At 42.4% G+C, this 23006-nt stretch carries 21 protein-coding genes and 1 pseudogene; 8 read left to right on the top strand and 14 right to left on the bottom strand.

Going from position 1 to position 23006, the window contains the following annotated elements; all coding sequences use genetic code 11:
• Positions 1-50: 50 nt before the first annotated feature.
• A complete protein-coding gene (gene pepO / locus ACLV7W_RS02040) occupies positions 51-1943 on the bottom strand; it encodes an endopeptidase PepO (RefSeq protein WP_411865344.1) in 1893 nt (630 codons plus the stop codon).
• 180 nt (positions 1944-2123) lie between these two features.
• Here pepO and ACLV7W_RS02035 point away from each other — a divergent pair, with 180 nt between their 5' ends.
• The 8 genes and pseudogenes from ACLV7W_RS02035 (at position 2124) to ACLV7W_RS02000 (ending at position 7915) form a co-directional block, all read left to right on the top strand.
• Positions 2124-2846: a metal ABC transporter ATP-binding protein gene (locus tag ACLV7W_RS02035; RefSeq protein ID WP_084925687.1), complete on the top strand. Its 723-nt coding sequence runs from the start codon at positions 2124-2126 to the stop codon at positions 2844-2846.
• Positions 2843-3691, top strand: coding sequence for a metal ABC transporter permease (locus ACLV7W_RS02030; protein ID WP_000559787.1), 849 nt, complete (start codon positions 2843-2845; stop codon positions 3689-3691). The genes ACLV7W_RS02035 and ACLV7W_RS02030 overlap by 4 nt, the downstream gene beginning before the upstream one ends.
• A gap of 31 nt (positions 3692-3722) precedes the next feature.
• Positions 3723-4652 (top strand): metal ABC transporter substrate-binding lipoprotein/adhesin PsaA, encoded by a 930-nt coding sequence (gene psaA, locus ACLV7W_RS02025; protein ID WP_084888713.1) that lies wholly within the window; start codon positions 3723-3725, stop codon positions 4650-4652.
• 237 nt (positions 4653-4889) lie between these two features.
• Positions 4890-5384, top strand: a complete 495-nt coding sequence (tpx, locus tag ACLV7W_RS02020) for a thiol peroxidase (RefSeq protein WP_033682328.1) — start codon at positions 4890-4892, stop codon at positions 5382-5384.
• A gap of 78 nt (positions 5385-5462) precedes the next feature.
• The gene (locus ACLV7W_RS02015; protein WP_023946198.1) at positions 5463-6113 is read left to right on the top strand and encodes a metal-dependent transcriptional regulator; all 651 of its coding nucleotides are present in this window, start codon (positions 5463-5465) and stop codon (positions 6111-6113) included.
• A 119-nt stretch (positions 6114-6232) separates the two neighbouring features.
• Positions 6233-6940: a nicotinamide mononucleotide transporter gene (locus ACLV7W_RS02010; protein WP_191962404.1), complete on the top strand. Its 708-nt coding sequence runs from the start codon at positions 6233-6235 to the stop codon at positions 6938-6940.
• Between the two features lie 130 nt (positions 6941-7070).
• Positions 7071-7484: a hypothetical protein gene (locus ACLV7W_RS02005; protein WP_150922524.1), complete on the top strand. Its 414-nt coding sequence runs from the start codon at positions 7071-7073 to the stop codon at positions 7482-7484.
• An 18-nt stretch (positions 7485-7502) separates the two neighbouring features.
• A pseudogene (locus ACLV7W_RS02000) lies at positions 7503-7915 on the top strand (hypothetical protein).
• A 38-nt stretch (positions 7916-7953) separates the two neighbouring features.
• Here the strand turns inward: ACLV7W_RS02000 and dtd are convergent.
• The 13 genes from dtd to ACLV7W_RS01935 all read right to left on the bottom strand — a co-directional run bounded on the left by dtd (position 7954) and on the right by ACLV7W_RS01935 (position 22991).
• Complete coding sequence (gene dtd / locus ACLV7W_RS01995) at positions 7954-8397, bottom strand: D-aminoacyl-tRNA deacylase (protein WP_084888701.1); 444 nt, start codon at positions 8395-8397, stop codon at positions 7954-7956.
• A 29-nt stretch (positions 8398-8426) separates the two neighbouring features.
• Positions 8427-10649, bottom strand: a complete 2223-nt coding sequence (locus ACLV7W_RS01990) for a RelA/SpoT family protein (protein WP_411865343.1) — start codon at positions 10647-10649, stop codon at positions 8427-8429.
• A 133-nt stretch (positions 10650-10782) separates the two neighbouring features.
• Positions 10783-11913: an ABC transporter ATP-binding protein gene (locus ACLV7W_RS01985; protein ID WP_411865342.1), complete on the bottom strand. Its 1131-nt coding sequence runs from the start codon at positions 11911-11913 to the stop codon at positions 10783-10785.
• Positions 11914-12025: 112 nt separating this feature from the next.
• A complete protein-coding gene (locus ACLV7W_RS01980) occupies positions 12026-12895 on the bottom strand; it encodes a helix-turn-helix domain-containing protein (protein WP_411865341.1) in 870 nt (289 codons plus the stop codon).
• Between the two features lie 3 nt (positions 12896-12898).
• Positions 12899-13285 carry a Mini-ribonuclease 3 gene (locus ACLV7W_RS01975; protein ID WP_000567916.1) on the bottom strand — a complete coding sequence of 129 codons (387 nt, stop codon included), beginning with the start codon at positions 13283-13285 and terminating at the stop codon, positions 12899-12901.
• Positions 13278-14621 carry a cysteine--tRNA ligase gene (cysS, locus tag ACLV7W_RS01970; protein WP_411865340.1) on the bottom strand — a complete coding sequence of 448 codons (1344 nt, stop codon included), beginning with the start codon at positions 14619-14621 and terminating at the stop codon, positions 13278-13280. The genes ACLV7W_RS01975 and cysS overlap by 8 nt, the downstream gene beginning before the upstream one ends.
• Positions 14622-14702: 81 nt before the next feature.
• The gene (locus ACLV7W_RS01965) at positions 14703-15587 is read right to left on the bottom strand and encodes a GNAT family N-acetyltransferase (protein WP_094753177.1); all 885 of its coding nucleotides are present in this window, start codon (positions 15585-15587) and stop codon (positions 14703-14705) included.
• A gap of 11 nt (positions 15588-15598) precedes the next feature.
• Positions 15599-16216: a serine O-acetyltransferase gene (cysE, locus tag ACLV7W_RS01960; protein ID WP_061088317.1), complete on the bottom strand. Its 618-nt coding sequence runs from the start codon at positions 16214-16216 to the stop codon at positions 15599-15601.
• A 14-nt stretch (positions 16217-16230) separates the two neighbouring features.
• Positions 16231-18444 (bottom strand): polyribonucleotide nucleotidyltransferase, encoded by a 2214-nt coding sequence (pnp, locus tag ACLV7W_RS01955; protein WP_411865339.1) that lies wholly within the window; start codon positions 18442-18444, stop codon positions 16231-16233.
• Positions 18445-18812: 368 nt separating this feature from the next.
• Complete coding sequence (gene metF, locus ACLV7W_RS01950) at positions 18813-19679, bottom strand: methylenetetrahydrofolate reductase [NAD(P)H] (protein WP_153208900.1); 867 nt, start codon at positions 19677-19679, stop codon at positions 18813-18815.
• Between the two features lie 61 nt (positions 19680-19740).
• Positions 19741-21990 (bottom strand): 5-methyltetrahydropteroyltriglutamate--homocysteine S-methyltransferase, encoded by a 2250-nt coding sequence (metE, locus tag ACLV7W_RS01945; RefSeq protein WP_153208898.1) that lies wholly within the window; start codon positions 21988-21990, stop codon positions 19741-19743.
• Positions 21991-22342: 352 nt separating this feature from the next.
• A complete protein-coding gene (locus ACLV7W_RS01940) occupies positions 22343-22636 on the bottom strand; it encodes a helix-turn-helix domain-containing protein (protein ID WP_000797746.1) in 294 nt (97 codons plus the stop codon).
• Positions 22626-22991 (bottom strand): type II toxin-antitoxin system RelE/ParE family toxin, encoded by a 366-nt coding sequence (locus ACLV7W_RS01935; protein ID WP_227326104.1) that lies wholly within the window; start codon positions 22989-22991, stop codon positions 22626-22628. Before ACLV7W_RS01935 ends, ACLV7W_RS01940 begins: the two co-directional genes overlap by 11 nt.
• Positions 22992-23006: the final 15 nt, after the last annotated feature.

Raw genomic sequence — 23006 nt, 5'->3', positions numbered from 1 at the left:
TTTAACCCATCCTTTGCAGATTTACGGATTTTAGTATTAGATTCAATTCATTACCAAATAATCACGCGCTCCTCTGGCGAACGCCACATACCGTCTCCTTCTTTGACATCATAGGTTGTAAAGAAATCATCGAAGTTTGGTACTTGTACATTGACACGGAGTTTGGCTGGCGCGTGCACATCAACGCTAGCCAAGAGTTTCATAAATTCTGGACGACCTTTCATGCGCCAGATGCGACCGAAGTTATGGAAGAACTCTTCTGCTGAGAAGTCTGGTTCTCGCTTGGCTGCTTCAAGCGCTGCAGCGATTCCTCCCAAGTCAGCCACGTTTTCTGATACCGTCAATTTACCGTTGATGGTTGCACCATAAGAATCCTGTCCATCAAACTGGTCGATAACTTTTTGTGTTTTCTCCTTGAAGGCAGCATAGTCGCTCTCTGTCCACCAATCCTTGAGGCTACCATTTTCATCAAAGGAAGCTCCGTTGGTATCAAAGGCGTGGGAAATTTCATGGGCAATAACTGCACCAATCCCACCGTAATTAGCAGAAGATGACTGATGCAAGTCATAGAAAGGAGCTTGTAAAATGGCCGCTGGGAAGACAATTAGGTTCTTCTGTGGATTGTAGTAAGCATTGACCATATGAGCAGGCATGCCCCATTCCTTATAGTCTACAGGCTGGTTCCACTTGCTCCAACTGTGCTTGATTTCCACACGCGCAAAGGCTAGAGCATTGTCAAAAAGACTAGCAGTCTCATCCACTACCTTGTCCTTGTAGCGTGCTGGCAATTCTTCTGGATAACCGATATAAGGCTTGATGACATTGAGTTTGACGATGGCCTTATCACGAGTTTCAGGAGTCAGCCAGTCATTTTTAGCCAAGCGTTCCTTATAGACATCAATCATGGTTGCCACTTTTTTCTCTACATCTGCCTTAGCTTCTGGAGAGAATTTTTCATGGGCATACCAGAGACCCAAGGCTTGTTTGAAAGGACCTTGTGCTAGTTGATAAGCTGCCTTGACCTTGTCTTTTGCTTCTGGAACTCCTGAAAGCGCACGGCTATAGGCACCTGACAAGACACGGATTTCTTCTGTTAAATAGCTGGTTGAAAGATTGACAACACTCAAAATCAAGGTTGCCTTGAGAAGAGGCCAAGCTTCTTCACTATAGAATTGCTCTGCTGCTTGCCAGAAACGTTCCTCGTCTACGATAACCTTGTCTGGCACTTGTCCAAGAACTGCTTGGAAGAAGTCATCCAAAGGTAGGGCAGGCGCGAATTTTTTGAAATCTTCATAAGAATATGGATGGTAGAGTTTAGCATACTCTGAACTTTCTTCATTAGAGAGCACTACTGCCGCCACGCGACGGTCCAATTCTAGTCTTTTCTCCAGCAAGTCTTCAATTTCTTCATCAGAGAAATCATAAGCCTTGAGAAGATTTGCGCTAGTTTCTTTCCAAAGAGTCAAGAGCTCTTCGCGTTGAGGATGGTCTTCAGCATAGTAAGTCGTATCTGGCAGAATCGTGCTTGGAGCGCTAGCCCATAAAACGTTGATTCTGGCATCCATAAAGTCTGGCGATACACCAAAAGGAAGGAAGTTTGGTTTTCCAGCAAGTTCAAACTCTGCTAGTCTAGCTGTAAAATCTGCAAAAGTCTCCAATTCTTGGAATTCTTTAAGAAGTGGTAAGACAGGTTTGATACCGTCAGCTTCTCTCTTGTCAAAATCACGAACTAGGTGGTGGTATTTGACAAAGTTTGCCAAGATAGCATCCTCAGGCACCTCTTCACCTGCCAACCACTTGTCTGTTGTCGCCAGCATCAGGTCTTCAATTTCCTGGTCTAAATCAACAAAACCTCCAGTTTGAGACTTATCTGCTGGGATTTCTGCTGTTTTCTGCCATTCTCCATTGATTGCATCATAAAAATCATCTTGATAACGTGTCATCTTGTTCTCGCTTTCATTTTTTTAAGTTATTGCTAGCTTAACAAAAATTGCTTGGGAATGCAATTAAAAATGAACTTTCTCTTGCCATCATTTTTCAGTTATTATTTTAATTTTTTTAAAAATTAACTTGACTTAATTTTTTTTTTAATGTATATTAAGAGACAGGAGGAATATAAATTTATGATACGTATCGAAAACCTCAGTGTCTCCTACAAAGAAACGTTGGCACTTAAGGATATTTCACTAGTGCTCCATGGACCAACAATTACCGGTATCATTGGTCCAAACGGTGCTGGGAAATCAACACTATTAAAAGGGATGCTGGGAATTATCCCACATCAAGGTCAGGCATTTCTCGATGACAAGGAAGTTAAAAAATCCTTACACCGAATCGCCTATGTCGAACAAAAAATCAATATCGACTACAACTTTCCCATCAAGGTCAAGGAATGTGTCTCTCTAGGACTCTTTCCCTCTATCCCTCTCTTTCGAAGTTTAAACGCTAAACATTGGAAGAAAGTGCAAGAAGCCCTTGAAATCGTCGGGCTAGCTGACTACGCAGAACGGCAAATCAGTCAACTGTCTGGAGGTCAATTCCAGCGGGTCTTGATTGCCAGATGTTTGGTTCAGGAAGCCGACTATATCCTCTTGGATGAACCCTTTGTTGGGATTGACTCTGTTAGTGAGGAAATCATCATGAATACGCTGAGAGATCTGAAAAAAGCTGGGAAGACGGTTCTCATCGTCCACCACGACCTCAGCAAGGTTGCCCACTACTTCGATCAAGTCTTGCTTGTCAATCGAGAAGTGATTGCCTTTGGTCCAACCAAAGAAACCTTTACCGAAGCCAATCTCAAAGAAGCTTACGGTAATCGACTCTTTTTCAATGGAGGTGACCTATGATTGCAGAATTTATCGATGGATTGCAAAAATTCCATTTCTTACAAAATGCCTTGATAACAGCCATTGTCGTCGGGGTCGTAGCTGGAGCTGTAGGATGTTTCATCATCCTACGCGGGATGTCACTCATGGGAGATGCCATTTCACATGCTGTCTTACCAGGTGTAGCCCTCTCCTTCATCTTGGGCCTTGACTTCTTTATCGGAGCCATTGTCTTTGGATTGCTAGCTGCTATCATCATTACCTACATCAAGGGGAACTCGATTATCAAAAGCGATACCGCCATCGGCATTACCTTTTCTTCTTTCTTAGCCCTCGGTATCATCTTGATTAGTGTCGCTAAAAGTTCAACTGACCTTTTCCATATTCTTTTCGGAAATATCCTGGCCGTCCAAGATACGGATATGTTTATTACTATGGGTGTTGGTGCAGTCATTCTCTTGTTAATCTGGATTTTCTTCAAGCAACTCTTGATAACTTCCTTTGATGAACTCTTGGCCAAAGCCATGGGAATGCCTGTCAATTTCTATCACTACCTTCTCATGGTACTCTTGACTCTCGTGTCTGTGACAGCCATGCAAAGTGTCGGAACTATCCTGATTGTAGCCATGCTGATTACCCCAGCTGCAACTGCTTATCTGTATGCTAATAGCCTGAAAAGCATGATTTTCCTTTCCTCAACCTTTGGAGCTACTGCTTCAGTTTTGGGACTCTTTATCGGTTATAGCTTTAACGTTGCGGCAGGTTCTAGTATCGTGCTCACAGCTGCTAGTTTCTTTCTCATTAGCTTCTTTATCGCTCCAAAACAACGATATTTGAAACTGAAAAATAAACATTTGTTAAAATAAGGGGCAAAACCCCAATAAATTGGAGGATCTAATGAAAAAATTAGGTACATTACTCGTTCTTTTTCTTTCTGTCATTGCTCTTGTAGCATGTGCTAGCGGAAAAAAAGATGCAGCTTCTGGTCAAAAACTAAAAGTTGTTGCTACAAACTCAATCATCGCTGATATTACTAAAAATATTGCTGGTGATAAGATTGATCTTCACAGTATCGTTCCTGTTGGTCAAGACCCACACGAATACGAACCACTCCCTGAAGACGTTAAGAAAACTTCTCAAGCTGATTTGATTTTCTATAATGGTATCAACCTTGAAACAGGTGGCAATGCTTGGTTTACAAAATTGGTAGAAAATGCTAAGAAAACTGAAAACAAAGACTACTTTGCAGTCAGCGAAGGCGTTGATGTTATCTACCTTGAAGGTCAAAACGAAAAAGGCAAAGAAGATCCACACGCTTGGCTTAACCTTGAAAACGGGATTATTTTTGCTAAGAATATCGCAAAACAATTGAGCGCTAAAGACCCTAGCAACAAGGAATTCTACGAAAAAAATCTCAAAGAATATACTGATAAGCTAGACAAACTTGACAAGGAAGCTAAAGAGAAATTTAACAACATCCCTGCTGAGAAGAAATTGATCGTAACCAGCGAAGGATGCTTCAAATACTTCTCTAAAGCCTACGGTGTCCCAAGTGCCTATATCTGGGAAATCAACACTGAAGAAGAAGGAACACCTGACCAAATCAAGACCTTGGTTGAAAAACTTCGCCAAACAAAAGTTCCTTCACTCTTTGTAGAATCAAGTGTGGATGACCGTCCAATGAAGACTGTTTCACAAGACACAAACATCCCAATCTACGCACAAATCTTTACTGACTCTATCGCAGAACAAGGTAAAGAAGGCGATAGCTACTACAACATGATGAAATACAACCTTGATAAGATTGCTGAAGGATTGGCAAAATAATACTCTTCGAAAATCAAATTCAAACCACGTCAGCTTTATCTGCAACCTCAAAGCGGTGCTTTGAGCAACCTGCGGCTAGCTTCCTAGTTTGCTCTTTGATTTTCATTGAGTATAAGCCTCTGAAAAACGTCATTCTCACATGAGCTGGCGTTTTTTCTATGCCCATATTTCCGGTCAAATCATTGGAAAATTCCGGCTGTTTCAGCTAAAATGGAAGAAAAAAGATTGGAGTATCCTATGGTAACTTTTCTCGGAAATCCTGTGAGCTTTACAGGTAAACAACTACAAGTCGGCGACAAGGCGCTTGATTTTTCTCTCACTACAACAGACCTTTCTAAAAAATCTCTGGCTGATTTTGATGGAAAGAAAAAAGTCTTGAGTGTCGTGCCTTCTATCGATACAGGCATCTGCTCAACTCAAACGCGTCGTTTTAATGAAGAACTGGCTGGACTGGATAATACGGTTGTCTTGACTGTTTCAATGGACCTCCCTTTTGCCCAAAAACGTTGGTGTGGTGCTGAAGGTATTGAAAATGCCATCATGCTCTCAGACTATTTCGACCATTCCTTTGGACGTGATTATGCTCTCTTAATCAATGAGTGGCACCTATTGGCACGCGCAGTCTTTGTCCTCGATACTGACAATACTATTCGCTACGTTGAATACGTGGACAATATCAACTCTGAACCAAACTTCGAAGCCGCAATTGCAGCTGCTAAAGAACTAAATTAGAAGCCATTGTGGCAGATAGCTAGAGAAATCTAGCTTTTTTTGATATACTAGATAAAGATATTAGACAAGAGGAAGCGAATGACCCCGAATAAAGAAGATTATCTAAAATGTATTTATGAAATCGGCATAGACCTGCATAAAATTACCAACAAGGAAATTGCTGCCCGCATGCAAGTCTCTCCCCCTGCCGTAACTGAAATGATTAAACGGATGAAGAGTGAAAATCTCATCCTTAAGGACAAGGAATGTGGCTATCTACTGACTGACCTAGGGCTTAAACTGGTCTCAGAACTCTACCGCAAACACCGCTTGATTGAAGTTTTTCTAGTCCATCATTTAGACTATACGAGTGACCAGATTCACGAGGAAGCTGAGGTCTTGGAACACACTGTCTCTGACCTCTTCGTGGAAAGACTGGATAAACTGCTAGGTTTCCCTAAAACCTGTCCCCACGGAGGAACCATTCCAGCCAAGGGAGAACTCTTAGTTGAAATCAATAACCTGCCCCTTGCGGATATCAAGGAAGCTGGCTCCTACCGTCTGACTCGGGTGCACGATAGTTTTGACATTCTCCATTATCTGGACAAGCACTCGCTTCACATCGGTGATCCTCTCCAAGTCAAGCAGTTTGATGGCTTCAGCAATACCTTCACTATCCTCACTAAAAATGAAGATTTACAAGTGAATATGGACATTGCCAAACAACTCTATGTCGAGAAAATCAACTAATTTCTCAAGTCCCCCACTAACCCTGAAAGTTTAATTTTCAGGGTTTTATTTCTATCATTTGATTTTGCTTTTATTTTATTATAAAATCGATGTAAAAAACAAGAAAGATACCTTAAACTATGAAAAAATCACTAAAAATTTTTGCGACATCTAAATGGTTTGACCTCTTCGGAGTTGCTTTGGTCGTTGGAATTGCGATCGCATCTGGCTATCTTAACTCCCGTCTCGACAAATTCGTAGACTGGGGACCATGGACAGCTCTTGTTCCCTTTGGATTCATTTCCGTAACCAATGTTGGAATTTCCATGTTGTCCACTCGTTTCACGGGAAAATTAAGCAAATGGGGAAATTACTTTGGTATTGTTAATACGATTTTGTCCGGCACCATTGATTATATCCTGGGAAATAAGGCGGCCATCATTACCTATCCTGTCACCTTCCTCATTTATACCTTTGCTATTAAGAAATGGGAAGCTTCGCAAGAAGGTAGACCCAACCAAATGAGCCAAAAACAGTTAAAATTGGCGGCCATCATCATTTCCATCATCGCCTTCCTCTTTGCCTTTGTGACAAACTATATCGGCTATGGAGGAAAGATGAATCTCCTTGCCTACGTAACAACTATTGCCTTTGCACTGTCCCTCATTGCAAATGCTTTTAACGCATTGAAACTAACAACTCAGTGGGGCTTTTGGTTGATTTACAATTTCGTTCAGCTGACAAAAGCTGGTATTCAAGGAAACTTCGCCAATATCGGTAAATACATCTTTTATATCCTCAATGCAATCGGAGCTTTATTTGTCTGGAATGATGAAGAAGTTAGATAATAGAAGGAAACTTAAATAAAAAAGCAAGTCGACTTAATAGAATCTCCTTACTAAAATTTTTTATCATTTTAGTTGTATCTCCCATTCGTTTGGAGTAAAATGAAGCTAGATAAAAGAGGGAGGTCTTGTCATGAGAAAACTCTATAGAATCCATTTTACAACAATTGCAGTCATCGATTTGCTACTATTCGCATTTTTTAGCAAAAGACCCGAGACATCTTTGGAGTGGCTCTTGCTCTCTGGTTTTATTTTCCTCCTTACTCAAGGACTCCTGTTATTTCGCTTGGTTGTCCGACTCAAACATCAATTCGCTGAGATTTATCCTCAAATCAATAAAAAGATTCGCTTCTACTATTTAGGGATTCTCTCCATTGATTTTCTATTTTTTGTCCTTTTAACCTTCGTTAGTTCTCAGCGTTTTCTCTCTCTTATGCCAATCATCACTGCTTGCCATTCTACTTTATATTATATGACGGCCGACTACCTAAGAGACAACTATCCAGACTTTTACGACAAACATATCTCTTTATGGGAGTGTCTCTAAGGAAAAGGAGGGGTTATCATGAAAAAAATCATCTTCATCAAAACCACTCAACTCCTTGTCATTGATGGAATCATGCTGGCATTTTTGACATTTAAAGGGGGCTTACTTGGGACTGGATTTTGATTTATAGCGGTTGGCTCATTTTCTTTCATCCTGTGCTATTGACCTATCTTTCAAACCAACTTTGTGACCACTTTAGTCACCTCTATTCCCAGATTAGACCAAGATTCTGGCGTTTTGCCTTACAAATCCTTCTATGGGATAGCCTGATCATTCTCTCCTTGATATGTTTGAGTGGTGTGCCACTTTTCCTTCAGGGAACTCTCCTAACCCTAGGACACCTCATCCCTTCCTATCGCACCTGCCAAAGCCTGAAAAGAAACTTCCCCCAAGCATATCAAGAACCGATTGCATTTTGGAGTATTTTATGATAGATGAGAAAAACCAAGCCGGCTGGGCTTGGTCTTTCTTATCTATTTTTAGTATCTAGGATAATGGTAACTGGTCCGTCATTGACCAGCTCAACCTGCATATCAGCTCCAAAGATGCCTGTCTGAACGGGCACTTCTTGCGCTAATTTTTGATTGAAATCATCATAGAAGTCTGATGCCATATCAGGCTTGGCTGCCCCTGTAAAGGCTGGACGATTGCCTTTCTTAGTATCCGCAAAGAGGGTAAACTGAGAAATAGAGAGGATTTCTCCTTCAATATCTTTGACAGAGAGGTTCATCTTGCCTTCTGCGTCTGAAAAAATCCGCATATTGACCAGTTTTCTCACAGCATAGTCCAAATCTTCCTCTTGGTCCTCTGGTCCAACACCAACCAGCAATAAGAGCCCCTGATTGATTTTCCCCTGAACCTGACCTTCGATACTCACTTGGGCTTTTGTAACCCGTTGGATAATGATTTTCATAATAGCCTTTCTAGTAAGAGCTAGGACAATTAGCCATTGGTTCGTTTAACAGAGTAAACTTCTGGCACACTCTTAATCTTGTCCACGACCGTAGTCAGCGTCGAGAGGTTGGCAATGCCGAAGGATACATGGATATTAGCAAACTTCATATCCTTGGTTGGTTGAGCGTTGACTGTTGATATATTCTTGGTTGTGTTTGAAAGAACTTGCAGTACATCATTCAACAGTCCTGTACGGTTGAGACCATAGATATCGATATGAGCTACATACTCCTTATTTGAGTTTGAATACTGATCTTCCCACTCCACATCAAGGAGACGTTGCTCGTAGTTTTCTTGGGCACGCAGGTTCATACAGTCCACACGGTGAATAGCTACACCACGACCCTTGGTAATGTAGCCGACAATATCGTCACCAGGAACAGGATTACAACACTTGGCAATCCGCACTAGGAGACCTGAGGCACCTTCAATGACCACTCCACCCTCATGCTTAACCTTGAGGGTTTCTTTGTTTTCAACCTTGATCTCGCCACCTTTGACAAGCTCTTCTGCTTCCGCCTTGGCCTTAGCACGTTCTTCCTCACGACGTTCCTTTTCAGTCAGACGGTTAAAGACAGTAATAGCTCCAATTTCTCCAAAACCAATAGCCGCAAAGAGGGACTCTTCTGTCTTGTAGCTGGTCTTTTGCAGAACTTGGTCCATATGACGCTTGTCCATGAATTTATTGGCCACATAGCCGTTTTCTTGGAACTGAGCCATCAACATTTCACGACCCTTATTGATAGACAATTCCTTATCTTGATTTTTAAAGAACTGACGGATCTTGTTGCGGGCCTTGCTGGTCTTGACCATATTGAGCCAGTCACGGCTAGGTCCAAAGGAGTTCGGGTTGGTGACAATTTCAACCTGATCCCCTGTCTTGAGCTTAGTTGTCAGAGGAACCATACGGCCATTGACCTTGGCACCCGTCGCTTTTTCACCGACTTTTGTATGGATTTCGTAGGCAAAGTCAATCGGTCCTGAATCTTTGGGAAGGGAACGGACAGCTCCATCTGGGGTAAAGACATAAATCTCCTCAGCCAGATAGTTTTCCTTAACTGAATCGACAAATTCCTTGGCATCATCAGCCTGGTCTTGGAGCTCCATCATCTCCTTGATCCAGTTCATCCCAATAGCTGATTCCTTGCTGTTAACCTGCCCCTTGATGCCCTTCTTATAAGCCCAGTGAGCCGCAACCCCGTACTCAGCCACCTCGTGCATTTCCTTGGTCCGAATCTGGAATTCAATCGGCCCTTTTGGCCCATAGACAGTCGTATGGATAGACTGATAACCATTGGCCTTGCGGTTAGCGATATAGTCTTTGAAACGACCTGGCATTGGTTTCCAAAGTTCATGCACATAACCAAGCATGGCATAAACATCACTTTGGGTATCTAAAATACAACGAATAGCAATCAGGTCATAGATTTCCTCAAAACGTTTTCTCTTATCCTGCATTTTGCGGAAAATCGAGTAAATATGCTTGGGACGACCATAAATCTTCCCTTTTAAGTGACGATCTGTCGTATATTCCTCTAATTTTGTGACTACCTCATCCACCAAGGCTTCACGCTCTCTGCGCTTTTCCTTCATCATATGGGTAATCTTGTAAAACTCCGTTGGGTTGAGATAACGGAAAGACAGGTCTTCCAATTCCCATTTAACGCTAGAAATCCCCAAACGGTGAGCAAGTGGTGCATAGATTTCCATGGTTTCTTTGGAAATGCGCTCCTGCTTGTCTTTTCGAAGGTGTTTCAGGGTCCGCATATTGTGCAAGCGGTCAGACAGTTTGACCAAGATAACACGGATGTCCTCAGACATGGCCATGAGCATCTTGCGATGATTTTCAGCCAACTGCTCTTCGTGAGACTTGTACTTGACCTTACCGAGCTTGGTAACTCCATCGACAATCACGCGCACATCAGGACCAAACTCTCTTTCCAAATCGTCCAAGGTCGCATCAGTATCTTCCACCACATCATGCAAGAAACCACAAGCTACCGTTACAGCATCCAGCTTGAGCTTAGCTAAAATACCTGCCACTTGGATGGGGTGAATGATATAAGGCTCACCTGATTGGCGATATTGACCACAATGGCAATCCACCGCATAGACCAAGGCCTTATGGACAAAATGGACATCCTCTTCCGTTAAATATTCTTTGGTTAAAGCGACAACTTCTTCGCCTGTTAAATTCACTTCTTTTGGCATCTCTACTCTCCAATTCTTCCTACCATTTTATCACTTTTTTAAGAATATGAAAACTAGAAAATCCCAATCTTACTCTTGTAAAAGTATAAAAAACACTGCCAGATTTCTAGCAGTGTTTTGAGTTTTATTTATCTTAGTAAACTGTTTTTTCAGTTTCTACATCGAAGAAGTGTGCTTTGTTCAAGTCAAATCCAAGTTCAACTGTTGCACCTGTTTGCAAGTAGTCACGAGCGTCAACTTTAGCAACAAATTCATCTTTACCAACTTGGCAGTAAAGGTGAGATTCTGAACCAAGCAATTCTGATACAGAGATAGTAGCTTTGACAACTGATTCTGGGAATGTTTCAAGGAAAGCAGGTTCTGCATTCACGTCTTCTGGACGGATACCGAAGATCAATTCTTTACCATCGTAGCCTTTTTCACGAAGAACTTTCAATGCTCCTTCTGGCACTTTCAAGCGGAAACCGTCAGAAACAATTTCGCTACCAACCAATTTCACGTTGATGAAGTTCATAGCTGGGCTTCCGATGAATCCTGCTACGAATTTGTTAACTGGGTTTTTGTAAACTTCTTGAGGAGTACCGATTTGTTCTACACGTCCGATAGTACCTGTACCAGCAGGGTTCTTAGTTGCTGACATGATAACGATACGGTCTGCAAGTGTCATCGCTTCTGTTTGGTCGTGAGTTACGTAGATAGTTGTAGCTCCGATACGACGGTGGATTTTAGCGATTTCAGCACGCATAGATACACGAAGTTTTGCATCCAAGTTTGACAAAGGTTCGTCCATCAAGAATACTTTTGCATCACGGACGATGGCACGACCCATGGCAACACGTTGACGTTGACCACCTGAAAGGTCAGCTGGTTTACGTTCCAAGAACTCTTTCAATCCAAGGATTTCAGCTGCTTCTTGTACACGTTTGTCGATGTCTTCTTTGCTGTATTTACGCAATTTCAAACCGAAAGCCATGTTGTCATAAACAGTCATGTGTGGGTAAAGAGCGTAGTTTTGGAATACCATGGCGATGTCACGGTCTTTTGGAGCCACGTCGTTGACAACCACGCCATCGATAGATGCAGTACCTTCTGTGATGTCTTCAAGACCTGCAATCATACGGAGAGTAGTTGATTTACCACATCCTGAAGGTCCTACGAAAACGATGAACTCTTTGTCTTTGATATTCAAGTTGAAGTCTTCAACTGAATAGTGTTCGCTGTTTGGATATTTTTTGTAAATATTTTTAAGATTTAATTCTACCATGAGGTGAACTCCTTTTGTATTTTGATAGCTTTATTATAAATGAAAACGCTTAACTTTTCTATGGCAAGATGACCAAAAAAACAAAAAAGTTTTGTGCAACTTGCACAAAACTTTAGAGAATATCTGGTAAAATCAATTGATAACACAAGGTCAGGTCAGTCAATTCCTTCAACTGAAGCCCTGTCAATTCTTCCCACTTATCAATCTTGTATTGGAGAGAATTGCGGTGCAGATAGAGTTGCTGGGCTGTTTTTGTTAGGACAGCACTATTTTCCCAAAGGGAGAGAATGATTTCCTGAATCTGATCTTGATCCAAGATCATCTGGTGCAGGCATTCTTTAATGACTCTCAGGTCCACGAGCCTTTCTCCCATACTCCAAAGATAGAGCTGAGAAAAAGTATGAACACCTTGGTGACCCTGACGCCACCAAGTCTTGAACAAATCGCGCTCAGCTTTGATTAAGTCTGATAGGGCTTGATTTCCAGTCTGAGACCAAACCTGTCCTAACATGATAGAGAGGCGCAGTCCAAAGTCATACTCAACCGCTTCAATCGTATCACTTAAAATAGCTCGTACAGAAGTGTATTTATCTTGTTGAAGTACGAAAACATAATCCTGAGCTCCGACCTGAATCACCGTCTGACAGTTGGGAAAAAGAGTCCGCATCATATCCAGCCAAGAAGCTAGATTTTCCTGCTGAAAATAGGAAAGATGACAATAAACCAACTGAATCTTTTTAAAAGTTTTCGGCGCCTGTCCCTTCCCCTCAATCAGATAAGGATACCAAGGACTGAGCGAAATAGTTTGCTCCTGTTTGGTTAAGAGAGCTACCAGTTGTTTTTCACGTTCGCTAAGACTAGCTTCCTCCAGCAAAATCCACTGCTGAGAAGCTAAAGGGAGAGTGAGATAGCCCTCTCTCTTTACTGGTTGGTCTGAAATCTGAGCTTCAGGAAACCAGTCTTGTAGTTCTTTTGCCATCATGTCCTAGCCCTCCACTTTTTGGATGCACCAAGAAATTAAGGTTTCGAGGCGCTCCATATTTTCAGTCATATGGAGATAGCCCATCACTGCTTCAAAACCTGTGGACATACGGTAAGTCACCACATCAGCATTTTTGGCCTTGGTGTGGCTATTGGTATTGCGACCACGTTTGTAGATTTCTTCTTCTTTTTCCGTCAGGACATGCTCCTCCAACATAAGAGAAATCAGGCGAGCCTGAGCTTTAGCCGACACATACTTGGTCGCTTCTTGGTGGAGTTTATTGGGTTTGGTCATGCCTTTGAGGATGAGGTGACGACGAATATACATAGAATACACCGCATCTCCTTCAAAGGCTAGCGCAATCCCGTTAATGAGATTGACATCAATCACGTGTCCACCTCACTCCATCCTTGGTGTCAAGGAGCTTAATCCCTTGAGCAGCCAATTGGTCACGGATATGGTCCGCTGTCGTAAAGTCACGATTGGCACGCGCTTCTTGGCGTTTTTGGATCAAGTCTTCAATCTCTACATCCAAAACTTCCTCAACAAAGACAATTCCAAAGACTTCCAACATATCCGCAAGAGCTTCCTTAACACTTGCATCATAGTTACCTGAGTTAATCCATTTGGCAATTTCAAAGACTACTGTGATTCCATTTGCCGCGTTAAAATCTTCATCCATTGCTGCTACAAACTTATCTTTAAAAGCTTGCAACTCTTGAGCATCTACAGTTCCAGTAAATGGTTGCTCATAGGTGTTTTTCAGATACTTGAGATTAGTCTCTGCATCCCGCACCGCCTTTTCTGTAAAATTGATAGGCTTGCGGTAGTGTTGAGTCGCAAAGAAGAAACGAAGCACTTGCCCATCGAGCGTTTTGAGGGCATCATGGACAGTGATAAAGTTCCCCAAAGACTTGGACATCTTGACATTGTCGATATTGACAAAGCCATTATGCATCCAGTAGTTAGCAAAGGTCTTACCTGTTTTTGCTTCTGACTGGGCAATTTCATTGGTGTGGTGTGGAAACTCTAGGTCGGCTCCGCCACCGTGGATATCGATGGTATCGCCCAAAATCTCTGTTGACATGACCGAACACTCAATATGCCAGCCCGGACGACCAGGTCCCCAAGGACTGTCCCAAGAAATCTCGCCTGATTTGGCAGCTTTCCATAGAGCAAAGTCTACAGGATTTTCCTTACGAGCCGTTTCTTCATCGGTTCGACCTGAAGCACCTAGCTCCAAATCTTCCAAGGTTTTATTGGCCAACTTGGCATAGTTATGAGATTTTTCCACACGGAAATAGACATCTCCTTGACTCTCATAGGCAAAGCCTTTTCCAATCAAGTCTTCCACAAAGCGAATAATGTCAGCCATAAACTCCACCACACGCGGATGGCGAGTCGCAGGTTTGACGCCCAAGGCCGTCACATCCTCACGAAAGGCAGCGATGTACTTGTCCGCAACCTCCTGAGGCGTGATCCCTTCTTCCTTGGCACGGTTGATAATCTTATCATCCACATCCGTGAAATTAGAAATATAGGCAACTTCGTACCCACGATACTCAAAGTAACGTCGAATCGTATCAAAAGCTACCGTCGAACGGGCATTCCCTACGTGGATATAGTTATACACGGTTGGCCCACAAACATACATCTTGACCTTGCCGTCCTCAATCGGGACAAATTCTCGCAAATCACGAGACATAGTGTCATAGATTTTAATCATAAATCATAGTCAGGAAATCCAAAATCCAAGAACAATTAGTTTCATCACTAAGAGTTCAATTGAATTTCAGTCCGAATCTCTCTACACTTCGGAATCCCTTGCTCCTTTCTCATTCAGATAAACCACCTGAGTCTGTTTGACAAAGCCAATTTTTTCATACAAACGTTTGGCACCTACATTGCTATCTTCCACTGCAATCTGAAATTCCTTATCATTTTGCTCAATTAGTTGGTTGACAAGTGATTTTGCTAAGTAGCTTCCATAGCCTTTCCCACGTTCAGGTTCCGATATTGCTAAACCGTAGAAGTAATTCGTATCGCTCGATAAATCAACTGTACAAGTTCCAATGACCTCACCGTTTTTTAACAAAATATACAAGCGACTTTCTGGATCCTTCAGAGCTTCAGCGACATATCTATCTACAACTTCTCTAGATTCATGCTCTTCTGAGAATGCCTGAAATTTTAACTGACTGATTTGCTCCTGATACGAACTATCTGCTAACAAAACTTCAAGATTAGAAACCTTTGCTAACGGATAAGGTCTTCTATCCTTACCTAACCAAGTTTCTGTCTCTTCATCCTCGACCAATCCCCGGTTGCTGACAAAATCAGGATGGCGGTCTAGAAAAACACGCTCTGTCTGAAAAGTAACTGAACGAATAGGGAAAGAAGCCGTTTCTCTCTCAAAACTAGTAAACAATGCACGCGCAATTCCCTGACGGCGATGATCTGGATGAACCAGTATCGTCACTTCCACATCTTGGTCATCTGCATAGACAGTTAAGAGACCAACAAGTTCGCCTTTTTCATAATAAAGGAAAAAGGCGGGCATGTTTGGGTCAAAATTAAGCATGTTGGAGAGATAGGGATCACGATAGGTACCGTCATAGTTTTGGCAACAGTTAATTAGTTTTTTCGCCTCAGATAGCTCCTCTTGGCTTAACTTGTTTCTTGCTTGAATCATATAGGTATCCTCTACAACCCAGACGATCTGTGACTGGCTTCTTTAGCCTGCTCGAGTTTATTGACATAATACTCTCGTTTTTCTTCGACTTCGTGAATGACTGGCTCATCCTTCTTACCATGAACACGAACAATCTTGGCCGGAATCCCGACAACCGTCACATCACTAGGTACGTCTGCCACAACAACTGCTGCTGCACCGACCTTGGCATTTTCACCGATTTCCACTGGTCCGATGACTTGGGCATGAGCTGATATGAGAGCTCCCTTTCGAACGGTTGGATGGCGTTTGCCACAGTCTTTCCCTGTTCCCCCAAGAGTCACTCCATGATAGAGAAGAACGCCTTTTTCAACAATCGCTGTTTCCCCAATCACCAGACCAGAACCGTGGTCGATAAAGACACCTGAATCAATCTGGGCACCTGGATGAATCTCAATCTGAGTCCAAAAGCGCCAAAACTGACTGTGCATACGAGCCAGGAGTTTGAAGCCATGCTTCCAGAGAAAATGCGAGAGACGGTGGGCCGCCAAGGCTTTGACACCTGGATAAGTCAGCAAAACCTCCAAAGTGGTGCGGGCCGCTGGATCATTTTCTTTCACGATATCAATGGTTTCGCGCCACCATCCCATACATTTCTCCTCTCTTATTCTGAATCTTTTGGTGTTTCTGTAAATTCTTTCTTAGGTTTGTGGTCCTTGTGATGACGTGGGCGGTGAGGACGCTCTGATTTTTCACCTTTTTCATCACGTTCAGGTTTTGGAGGACGAGGAAGAAGGGCTTTCATAGAAGCATCCACACGTCCTTTTTCATCAATCTTGATAACCTTAACATCAACTTCATCACCGATTGCTACCAAGTCTTCGACATTATTGGTACGCGTCCAAGCCATCTCAGAGATATGAACAAGGGCATCTGTCTTATCAAAGAGGTTAACAAAGGCACCAAATTTCTCGATACGAACGACTTTAGCACGGTAAACTTCATCCACTTTGGCTTCACGGACCAAACCAGCAATAATTTCTTTAGCACGATTGATGGCATCTTGGTCGCTAGAGTAGATAGATACATTTCCTTCTTCATCGATATCAATCTTAACGCCTGTTTCAGCGATAATCTTGTCGATGGTTTCTCCACCCTTACCGATGACAATCTTGATTTTATCCACATCAATCTTGATTGTATCAATTTTCGGTGCAGTTGGAGCCAATTCTGGACGAACTTCTGGAATGGTTGCTTCAATCACATCAAGGATTTCAAAACGAGCTTTCTTGGCTTGGGCAAGAGCCTCAGTCAAGATTTCTGCAGTAATCCCTTGGATCTTGATATCCATTTGTAGGGCTGTAATCCCGTCACGAGTACCTGCAACCTTAAAGTCCATATCTCCAAAGTGGTCTTCCAAACCTTGGATATCTGTCAATACTGTATAGTTGTTTCCATCTGAGATAAGACCCATGGCAATACCAGCTACTGGCGCCTTGATTGGCACACCACCAGCCATAAGGGCAAGAGTTCCCGCACAGATAGAAGCTTGAGATGAAGAACCATTTGATTCCAAGACTTCTGCTACCAGACGGATAGCGTATGGGAATTCTTCCAAACTTGGCAAGACTTGAGCAAGAGCACGCTCACCAAGAGCACCGTGACCGATTTCACGACGACCTGGCGCACCGTAGCGTCCAGTTTCCCCTACAGAATATTGAGGGAAGTTATAGTGGTGCATAAAGCGTTTCTTATACTCTGGATCCAAACCATCGATGATTTGAGTTTCACCCATCGGAGCCAAGGTCAAGACTGAAAGGGCTTGAGTTTGTCCACGAGTGAAGAGACCTGAACCGTGCACACGAGGAAGGAAGTCAACAACCGCATCCAAAGGACGAATTTCATCGACTTTACGACCATCAGGACGTACCTTGTCTTCTGTAATCAAACGGCGTACTTCAGCGTGTTCCATCTGTTCCAAGATTTCAGCCACATCACGCATGATACGGTCAAATTCTTCATGGTCCGCATATTTTTCTTCGTAAACGGCAGTCACTTGATCTTTCACTGCTTGAGTTGCAGCTTCACGAGCCAATTTTTCTTCTACTTGAACCGCTTTTTGGAGGTTGCTGTTGTAGGCTTCGATGATTTCTGCCTGCAAGTCAGCATCCACATGAAGCAATTCTACTTCTGCTTTTTCCTTACCGACAGCAGCAACGATTTCTTCTTGGAAGGCAATCAATTCTTTGACTGCTTCATGCCCTTTAAGAAGAGCTTCCAACATGATTTCTTCTGACAATTCTTTGGCACCAGACTCAACCATGTTGATAGCGTGTTTGGTACCAGCTACTGTCAATTCAAGAAGCGAACGCTCCGCTTGTTCTTGAGTTGGGTTGATGATAATTTGGCCATCTACATAGCCCACTTGTACCCCAGCGATTGGTCCGTCAAACGGAATATCTGAGATAGAAAGTGCCAAGGATGAACCAAACATAGCTGCCATTGGTGCAGAAGCATTTTCATCATAAGAAAGCACGGTGTTAATCACTTGGACTTCATTACGGAAGCCTTCCGCAAACATAGGACGGATTGGACGGTCAATCAGACGCGCTGTTAAGGTCGCATCTGTTGAAGGACGTCCTTCACGTTTCATAAAGCCACCAGGAAACTTCCCAGCTGCATACATTTTTTCTTCATAGTTGACTTGAAGAGGGAAGAAATCCCCAGTTGCCATTTTCTTAGACATAACGGCAGCAGTCAAGACAGTTGACTCACCGTAACGCACGACAACTGCACCATTGGCTTGCTTAGCAACCTGACCAGTCTCTACAATTAACTCACGACCCGCAAAAGTCGTTTGAAACACTTGTTTTGTCATTTTAATCCCCTTTGGATTGATGAAATTATACGCCTTGCCTACAAAAATCAGGATACAAAGGGCGTAAAGAATCCCGTATGAAAATAGGAGATTGACGCAGTGTGCGATGCACACCAGGAAATCTATCTTTTTCACTAGGGATTTAGCCCGTGTTCAACTATCTAAATACTTTGAAAAGTTTAAAAAATATTATTCTTTAGCATTTATACCTTTTATAGCAGATTTGAATAGCTAAGAATCTGTTTATACCCTCATCTTTGTATCAAGTACGTACAGAGTCTATTTTATCATATTTTTCTTAAAAAGTGCGGTCTTTACCATTAAAAAGGAACCATTCCCCTCAGCTGAGAAGAATGGTTTGCTTTTTATTATCCTAGAGACTGATGATTAAACAAGGCATGGGTTGCTTGGTGGATGTATTTTGCTGTTTCAGCATTGTTCATAGTGTAGAGATGCACACCTGCGACATCCTGAGTTACCAAGTCCACGATTTGGTCCACTGCATAGGCAAGTCCTGCTGCTCTGAGCGACTCAGGGTCATGCTCATACTTGTCTAAGATGGCTTTAAATTTGCGTGGAAGATGGATATTCTCACAAGTCTTCAAGAGGCGGAGAGCCTGATTTCGATTCAGAATTGGCATAATCCCTGCATGAATAGGAACATCAATCCCAGCCAAAATGCATTTATCTTGGAAATCATAGAAGCGCTCATTGTCAAAGAAAAGCTGAGTTACGAGGCTCGAACAGCCTGCATCCACTTTCTTCTTAAGATTTTGAATATCTGAAATCTGATTTGGTGAATCTGGATGTCCTTCTGGATAGCAAGCACCAACAATATCAAAGTGAGGAGCTTGCTCCTTGATGAACTCAATCAAGTCAGTTGCGTAGCGGAAATCCTTTTGTGGTTCCACATCAGGGATGATATCCCCACGAAGAGCCAAGATTTTCTGTACCCCAACCTTGTCCAAGTCAGCAAGAGTCTCAGCAACCTTTTCCTTGGTCAAATAGATAGCTGGCAAGTGAGCAATAGTCGGAATCGCCAAGTCATTTTGGATAAAGTCAGCCAAACGAACCGTCGTTTCCTTGATATTAAATTTATTATTGCTGGCAGTTACACTGATAAAGTGAGGGGCCAACTCCTGCATATCTTGAAGAGCAGAAATAATTTTATCATTACCCACAGCTGGGTTTGGAGGGAACACTTCAAATGAGAGTGACGGTGTTTGGCGTGACATAGTCTTATCCTTTTCTAGTTGTTTTCTTACTGATCAACCATGTATGGAGAAATGTCTTTTCTTACAATTTCTCACGCGCAGCTTTAGCTGCTTCCACAAGGCGGATCAAGCTTTCTTTTGTTTCTGGAATACCACGTGTTTTCAAACCACAGTCAGGGTTGATCCAAACTTTCTTGCTTGGCACTTTAGCAAGGATGGCTTCGATTGTGTTGTCGATTTCGCCTTCATTTGGCACACGAGGTGAGTGGATATCGTAAACCCCAGGTCCCACTTCTGTTTGGAAGTTTTTCGCTTTGAGTTCGTCCAAGATTTCAAGGTTTGAACGGCTTGCCTCAAATGAGATAACGTCCGCATCCATGTTGTCGATAGCTGGGATGATATCTGTAAATTCTGAGTAACACATGTGAGTGTGGATTTGAGTATCTGGCGCTACTGTTGAGTGTACCAAGCGGAAGGCAGGAATTGCCCAGTCAAGGTAGTCTTCGTACCAGTCGCTACGACGGAGCGGCAATTTCTCACGAAGAGCTGCCTCGTCGATTTGGATGATTTTCACACCTGCAGCTTCAAGGTCAAGCACTTCATCCTTGATAGCAAGGGCGATTTGAAGAGTAGAATCCTTGATAGAGATGTCTTCACGTGGGAATGACCAGTTAAGGATGGTAACAGGTCCAGTCAACATACCTTTAACAGGTTTGTTTGTACGGCTTTGTGCATAGCTAGACCATTTAACAGTGATAGGGTTAAGACGAGTTACATCACCCCAGATGATTGGTGGTTTCACCCCACGCATACCGTATGATTGTACCCAACCATTTTTAGAGAAGAGGTAGCCTGACAAGTTTTGACCGAAGTACTCAACCATGTCGTTACGCTCAAATTCACCGTGAACAAGGACATCAAAATCGATATCTTCTTGCCATTTAATCCATTCGTCAATTGTTTCAGCAAGGAAAGCGTCGTACTCTTCTTGAGACAATTCACCTTTACGGTAAGCCAAACGCTTCGCACGAACTTCTTTAGTTTGAGGGAATGAACCGATAGTTGTTGTTGGAAGAGCTGGAAGTTTGAAAGCGTCTTCTTGAATAGCTTCACGTTCTGCAAATGCTGGCAAACGAGTGTAGTCTGCGTCTGTCAAGCCAGCGATACGCGCACGAAGTTCAGCATTTTCACCCACACGTTCAGTCGCAAAGAGTTCTTTGTTAGCTGCAAGTGCTTCTTCTCCTTGACCATTGCGGATAGCATCCAAATCACGAATCTCATCTAATTTTTCAACTGCAAAGGCAAAGTGGTTCAAGATTACTGGTTCAAATTCTTCATTAGCAGTTGTAAATGGCACATGAAGAAGTGAGCATGAGCTTGTCAAGACAATGTTTTCAGCTGGGATTTGCTCAAGAACAGCCAAGCTCTTTTCGTAGTTGTTACGCCAGATGTTTTTACCATTGACAATACCTGCATAAAGAGTCTTGTCAGCTGGGAAGCCACCTTTAACGAGTTCAAGAGTTTTCTTACCTTCAACGAAGTCAAGACCAATGGCATCTACTGGCAAGTTTACAAGGTCAGCGTAAACGTCACGAACGTCTCCGAAGTAAGTTTGAAGCAAGACTTCAAGACCTTTTTTGTCAGCCAAAAGTTTGTTGTAAAGGTTCAAGAAGAGGGCTTTTTCTTCAGCTGTCAAATCTTTTACAAGAGCCGCTTCATCCAATTGGATACGAGTCGCACCAAGTTCAGCCAATTTAGCAAAAACTTCTTGGTAAGCAGCCACTAAGCTGTCTACGAAGTCTTCTGCTTTCACGCCTTCTTCAAAGTCTGACAATTGAAGGAAAGTGAATGGACCTACAAGAACTGGGCGAGTGTTCAATCCAAGTTCTTTTGCTTCTTGGAACTCATCGAAGATTTTGTGACCAGCAAGTTTGACTTGAGTGTCTTTTTCAAATTTAGGAACGATGTAGTGGTAGTTAGTGTTGAACCATTTCTTCATTGGAAGGGCACGAACATCCCCTTTTTCTCCTTGGTAACCACGACCCAAAGCGAAGTAGCGCTCAAGGTCAGACAAGTCCAAGTTTTGAACGGAAGCAGGTACCACGTTGAAAAGGAAAGCTGCATCTAGGAAGTTGTCATAGTGAGAAAAGTCATTTGATGGAATTTCAGTGATGCCTTTTTCTTTGACAATGTTCCAGTGTTTAGCACGCAAGTCTTTTGCGGCTGCCAAGAGTTCTTCTTCTGAGATTTCTTTTCTAAAGTATTTTTCAGTTGTAAATTTTAATTCGCGGAATTCGCCCAAACGAGGGAAACCGATGATTGTAGTTGACATGATGTGTCCTCCAAAATTTGTTGTTGAAACTATCTTAACAGAAAAGGAATCATCTGTATAATTGTAAAAAATTAGGCTTTGATATAGTTTGAAACTATATCTCCGTTTTAAACAAAAGAAAAAGACTTGAGACAAATGCCTCAAATCCTTTGTGTAGCTTGTTTTATAGCTGTATTTTAGTTAGACTGGTCAAACGTGTTATTAGTAATTCTTATAAGTGACTATGACTTGTTATTAAAAAAGACTATAAGTTGATTTTTCTTTTGTAATTCTGATATTTCCCTGAAAAGTGCGGACGGGAGGTAAAATTATCCAGTGGATGATTTTAGTCAACCAAGTAATTTCATCGCCATCAACTCTTTCTCTGTTCGAGGGGGACGACTGCTAATGTCTTTCCTAAACTGGCTAAAACTTTCAAGACTGTGTCCAACTGGGGGCTAGTCTTGCCTGTTTCCATCCTAGCAATAACCGGCTGGCTCACTCCACTAAGTTCTTCTAGCTTTTTCTGGCTGATTCCTTGTTCATGCCTAGCCTCAATCAGCTCACTCATAATAGCCACTCGCATATCACTTTCAAGGATTTCCTCCTTAGTAAATAGTTCAGACCGGACATCCTTCCAATTACTCCCAATGGCACTATTCTTCATCACTTAACCCTCTTTCTTTTAAGTCCTTCAGTTCACGCTTGGCTTTTTCAATCTCTCTTCTAGGAGTTTTCTGAGTCTTTTTGACAAAATGATGTAAAAGAACAAAACTACCATCAAGCCACGCTACAAATAAAATTCGATCTCTCAGTGGTCTTAGTTCCCAAATCTCATCTTCCAAATGTTTCATATAGGGTTCACCAGCTCTCGTCCCATGCTGACTAAGCAACTGGATATAGTCATTTAATTTATTGAGTTTGATGCGGCTATCCTTACTTTTCTGGCTAGCTAATTCTCTCATATAATCCAAGACTGGCTCATTTCCATTTTTGTCCTTATAGAAGTAAATCGTGTGCACCAAGCAACCTCTTTC

Source organism: Streptococcus mitis (genome assembly GCF_965111735.1).
Lineage (GTDB): Bacteria > Bacillota > Bacilli > Lactobacillales > Streptococcaceae > Streptococcus > Streptococcus mitis_DR.
This window is presented reverse-complemented; position numbering and strand designations above follow the sequence as displayed.

Bases quoted from the DNA above. Each gene is read 5' to 3' on its own strand.
- pepO (WP_411865344.1), bottom strand. From the start codon at position 1,943: ATGACACGTTATCAAGATGATTTTTATGATGCAATCAATGGAGAATGG.
- ACLV7W_RS02035 (WP_084925687.1), top strand. From the start codon at position 2,124: ATGATACGTATCGAAAACCTCAGTGTCTCCTACAAAGAAACGTTGGCA.
- ACLV7W_RS02030 (WP_000559787.1), top strand. From the start codon at position 2,843: ATGATTGCAGAATTTATCGATGGATTGCAAAAATTCCATTTCTTACAA.
- psaA (WP_084888713.1), top strand. From the start codon at position 3,723: ATGAAAAAATTAGGTACATTACTCGTTCTTTTTCTTTCTGTCATTGCT.
- tpx (WP_033682328.1), top strand. From the start codon at position 4,890: ATGGTAACTTTTCTCGGAAATCCTGTGAGCTTTACAGGTAAACAACTA.
- ACLV7W_RS02015 (WP_023946198.1), top strand. From the start codon at position 5,463: ATGACCCCGAATAAAGAAGATTATCTAAAATGTATTTATGAAATCGGC.
- ACLV7W_RS02010 (WP_191962404.1), top strand. From the start codon at position 6,233: ATGAAAAAATCACTAAAAATTTTTGCGACATCTAAATGGTTTGACCTC.
- ACLV7W_RS02005 (WP_150922524.1), top strand. From the start codon at position 7,071: ATGAGAAAACTCTATAGAATCCATTTTACAACAATTGCAGTCATCGAT.
- dtd (WP_084888701.1), bottom strand. From the start codon at position 8,397: ATGAAAATCATTATCCAACGGGTTACAAAAGCCCAAGTGAGTATCGAA.
- ACLV7W_RS01990 (WP_411865343.1), bottom strand. From the start codon at position 10,649: ATGCCAAAAGAAGTGAATTTAACAGGCGAAGAAGTTGTCGCTTTAACC.
- ACLV7W_RS01985 (WP_411865342.1), bottom strand. From the start codon at position 11,913: ATGGTAGAATTAAATCTTAAAAATATTTACAAAAAATATCCAAACAGC.
- ACLV7W_RS01980 (WP_411865341.1), bottom strand. From the start codon at position 12,895: ATGATGGCAAAAGAACTACAAGACTGGTTTCCTGAAGCTCAGATTTCA.
- cysS (WP_411865340.1), bottom strand. From the start codon at position 14,621: ATGATTAAAATCTATGACACTATGTCTCGTGATTTGCGAGAATTTGTC.
- ACLV7W_RS01965 (WP_094753177.1), bottom strand. From the start codon at position 15,587: ATGATTCAAGCAAGAAACAAGTTAAGCCAAGAGGAGCTATCTGAGGCG.
- cysE (WP_061088317.1), bottom strand. From the start codon at position 16,216: ATGGGATGGTGGCGCGAAACCATTGATATCGTGAAAGAAAATGATCCA.
- pnp (WP_411865339.1), bottom strand. From the start codon at position 18,444: ATGACAAAACAAGTGTTTCAAACGACTTTTGCGGGTCGTGAGTTAATT.
- metF (WP_153208900.1), bottom strand. From the start codon at position 19,679: ATGTCACGCCAAACACCGTCACTCTCATTTGAAGTGTTCCCTCCAAAC.
- metE (WP_153208898.1), bottom strand. From the start codon at position 21,990: ATGTCAACTACAATCATCGGTTTCCCTCGTTTGGGCGAATTCCGCGAA.
- ACLV7W_RS01940 (WP_000797746.1), bottom strand. From the start codon at position 22,636: ATGAAGAATAGTGCCATTGGGAGTAATTGGAAGGATGTCCGGTCTGAA.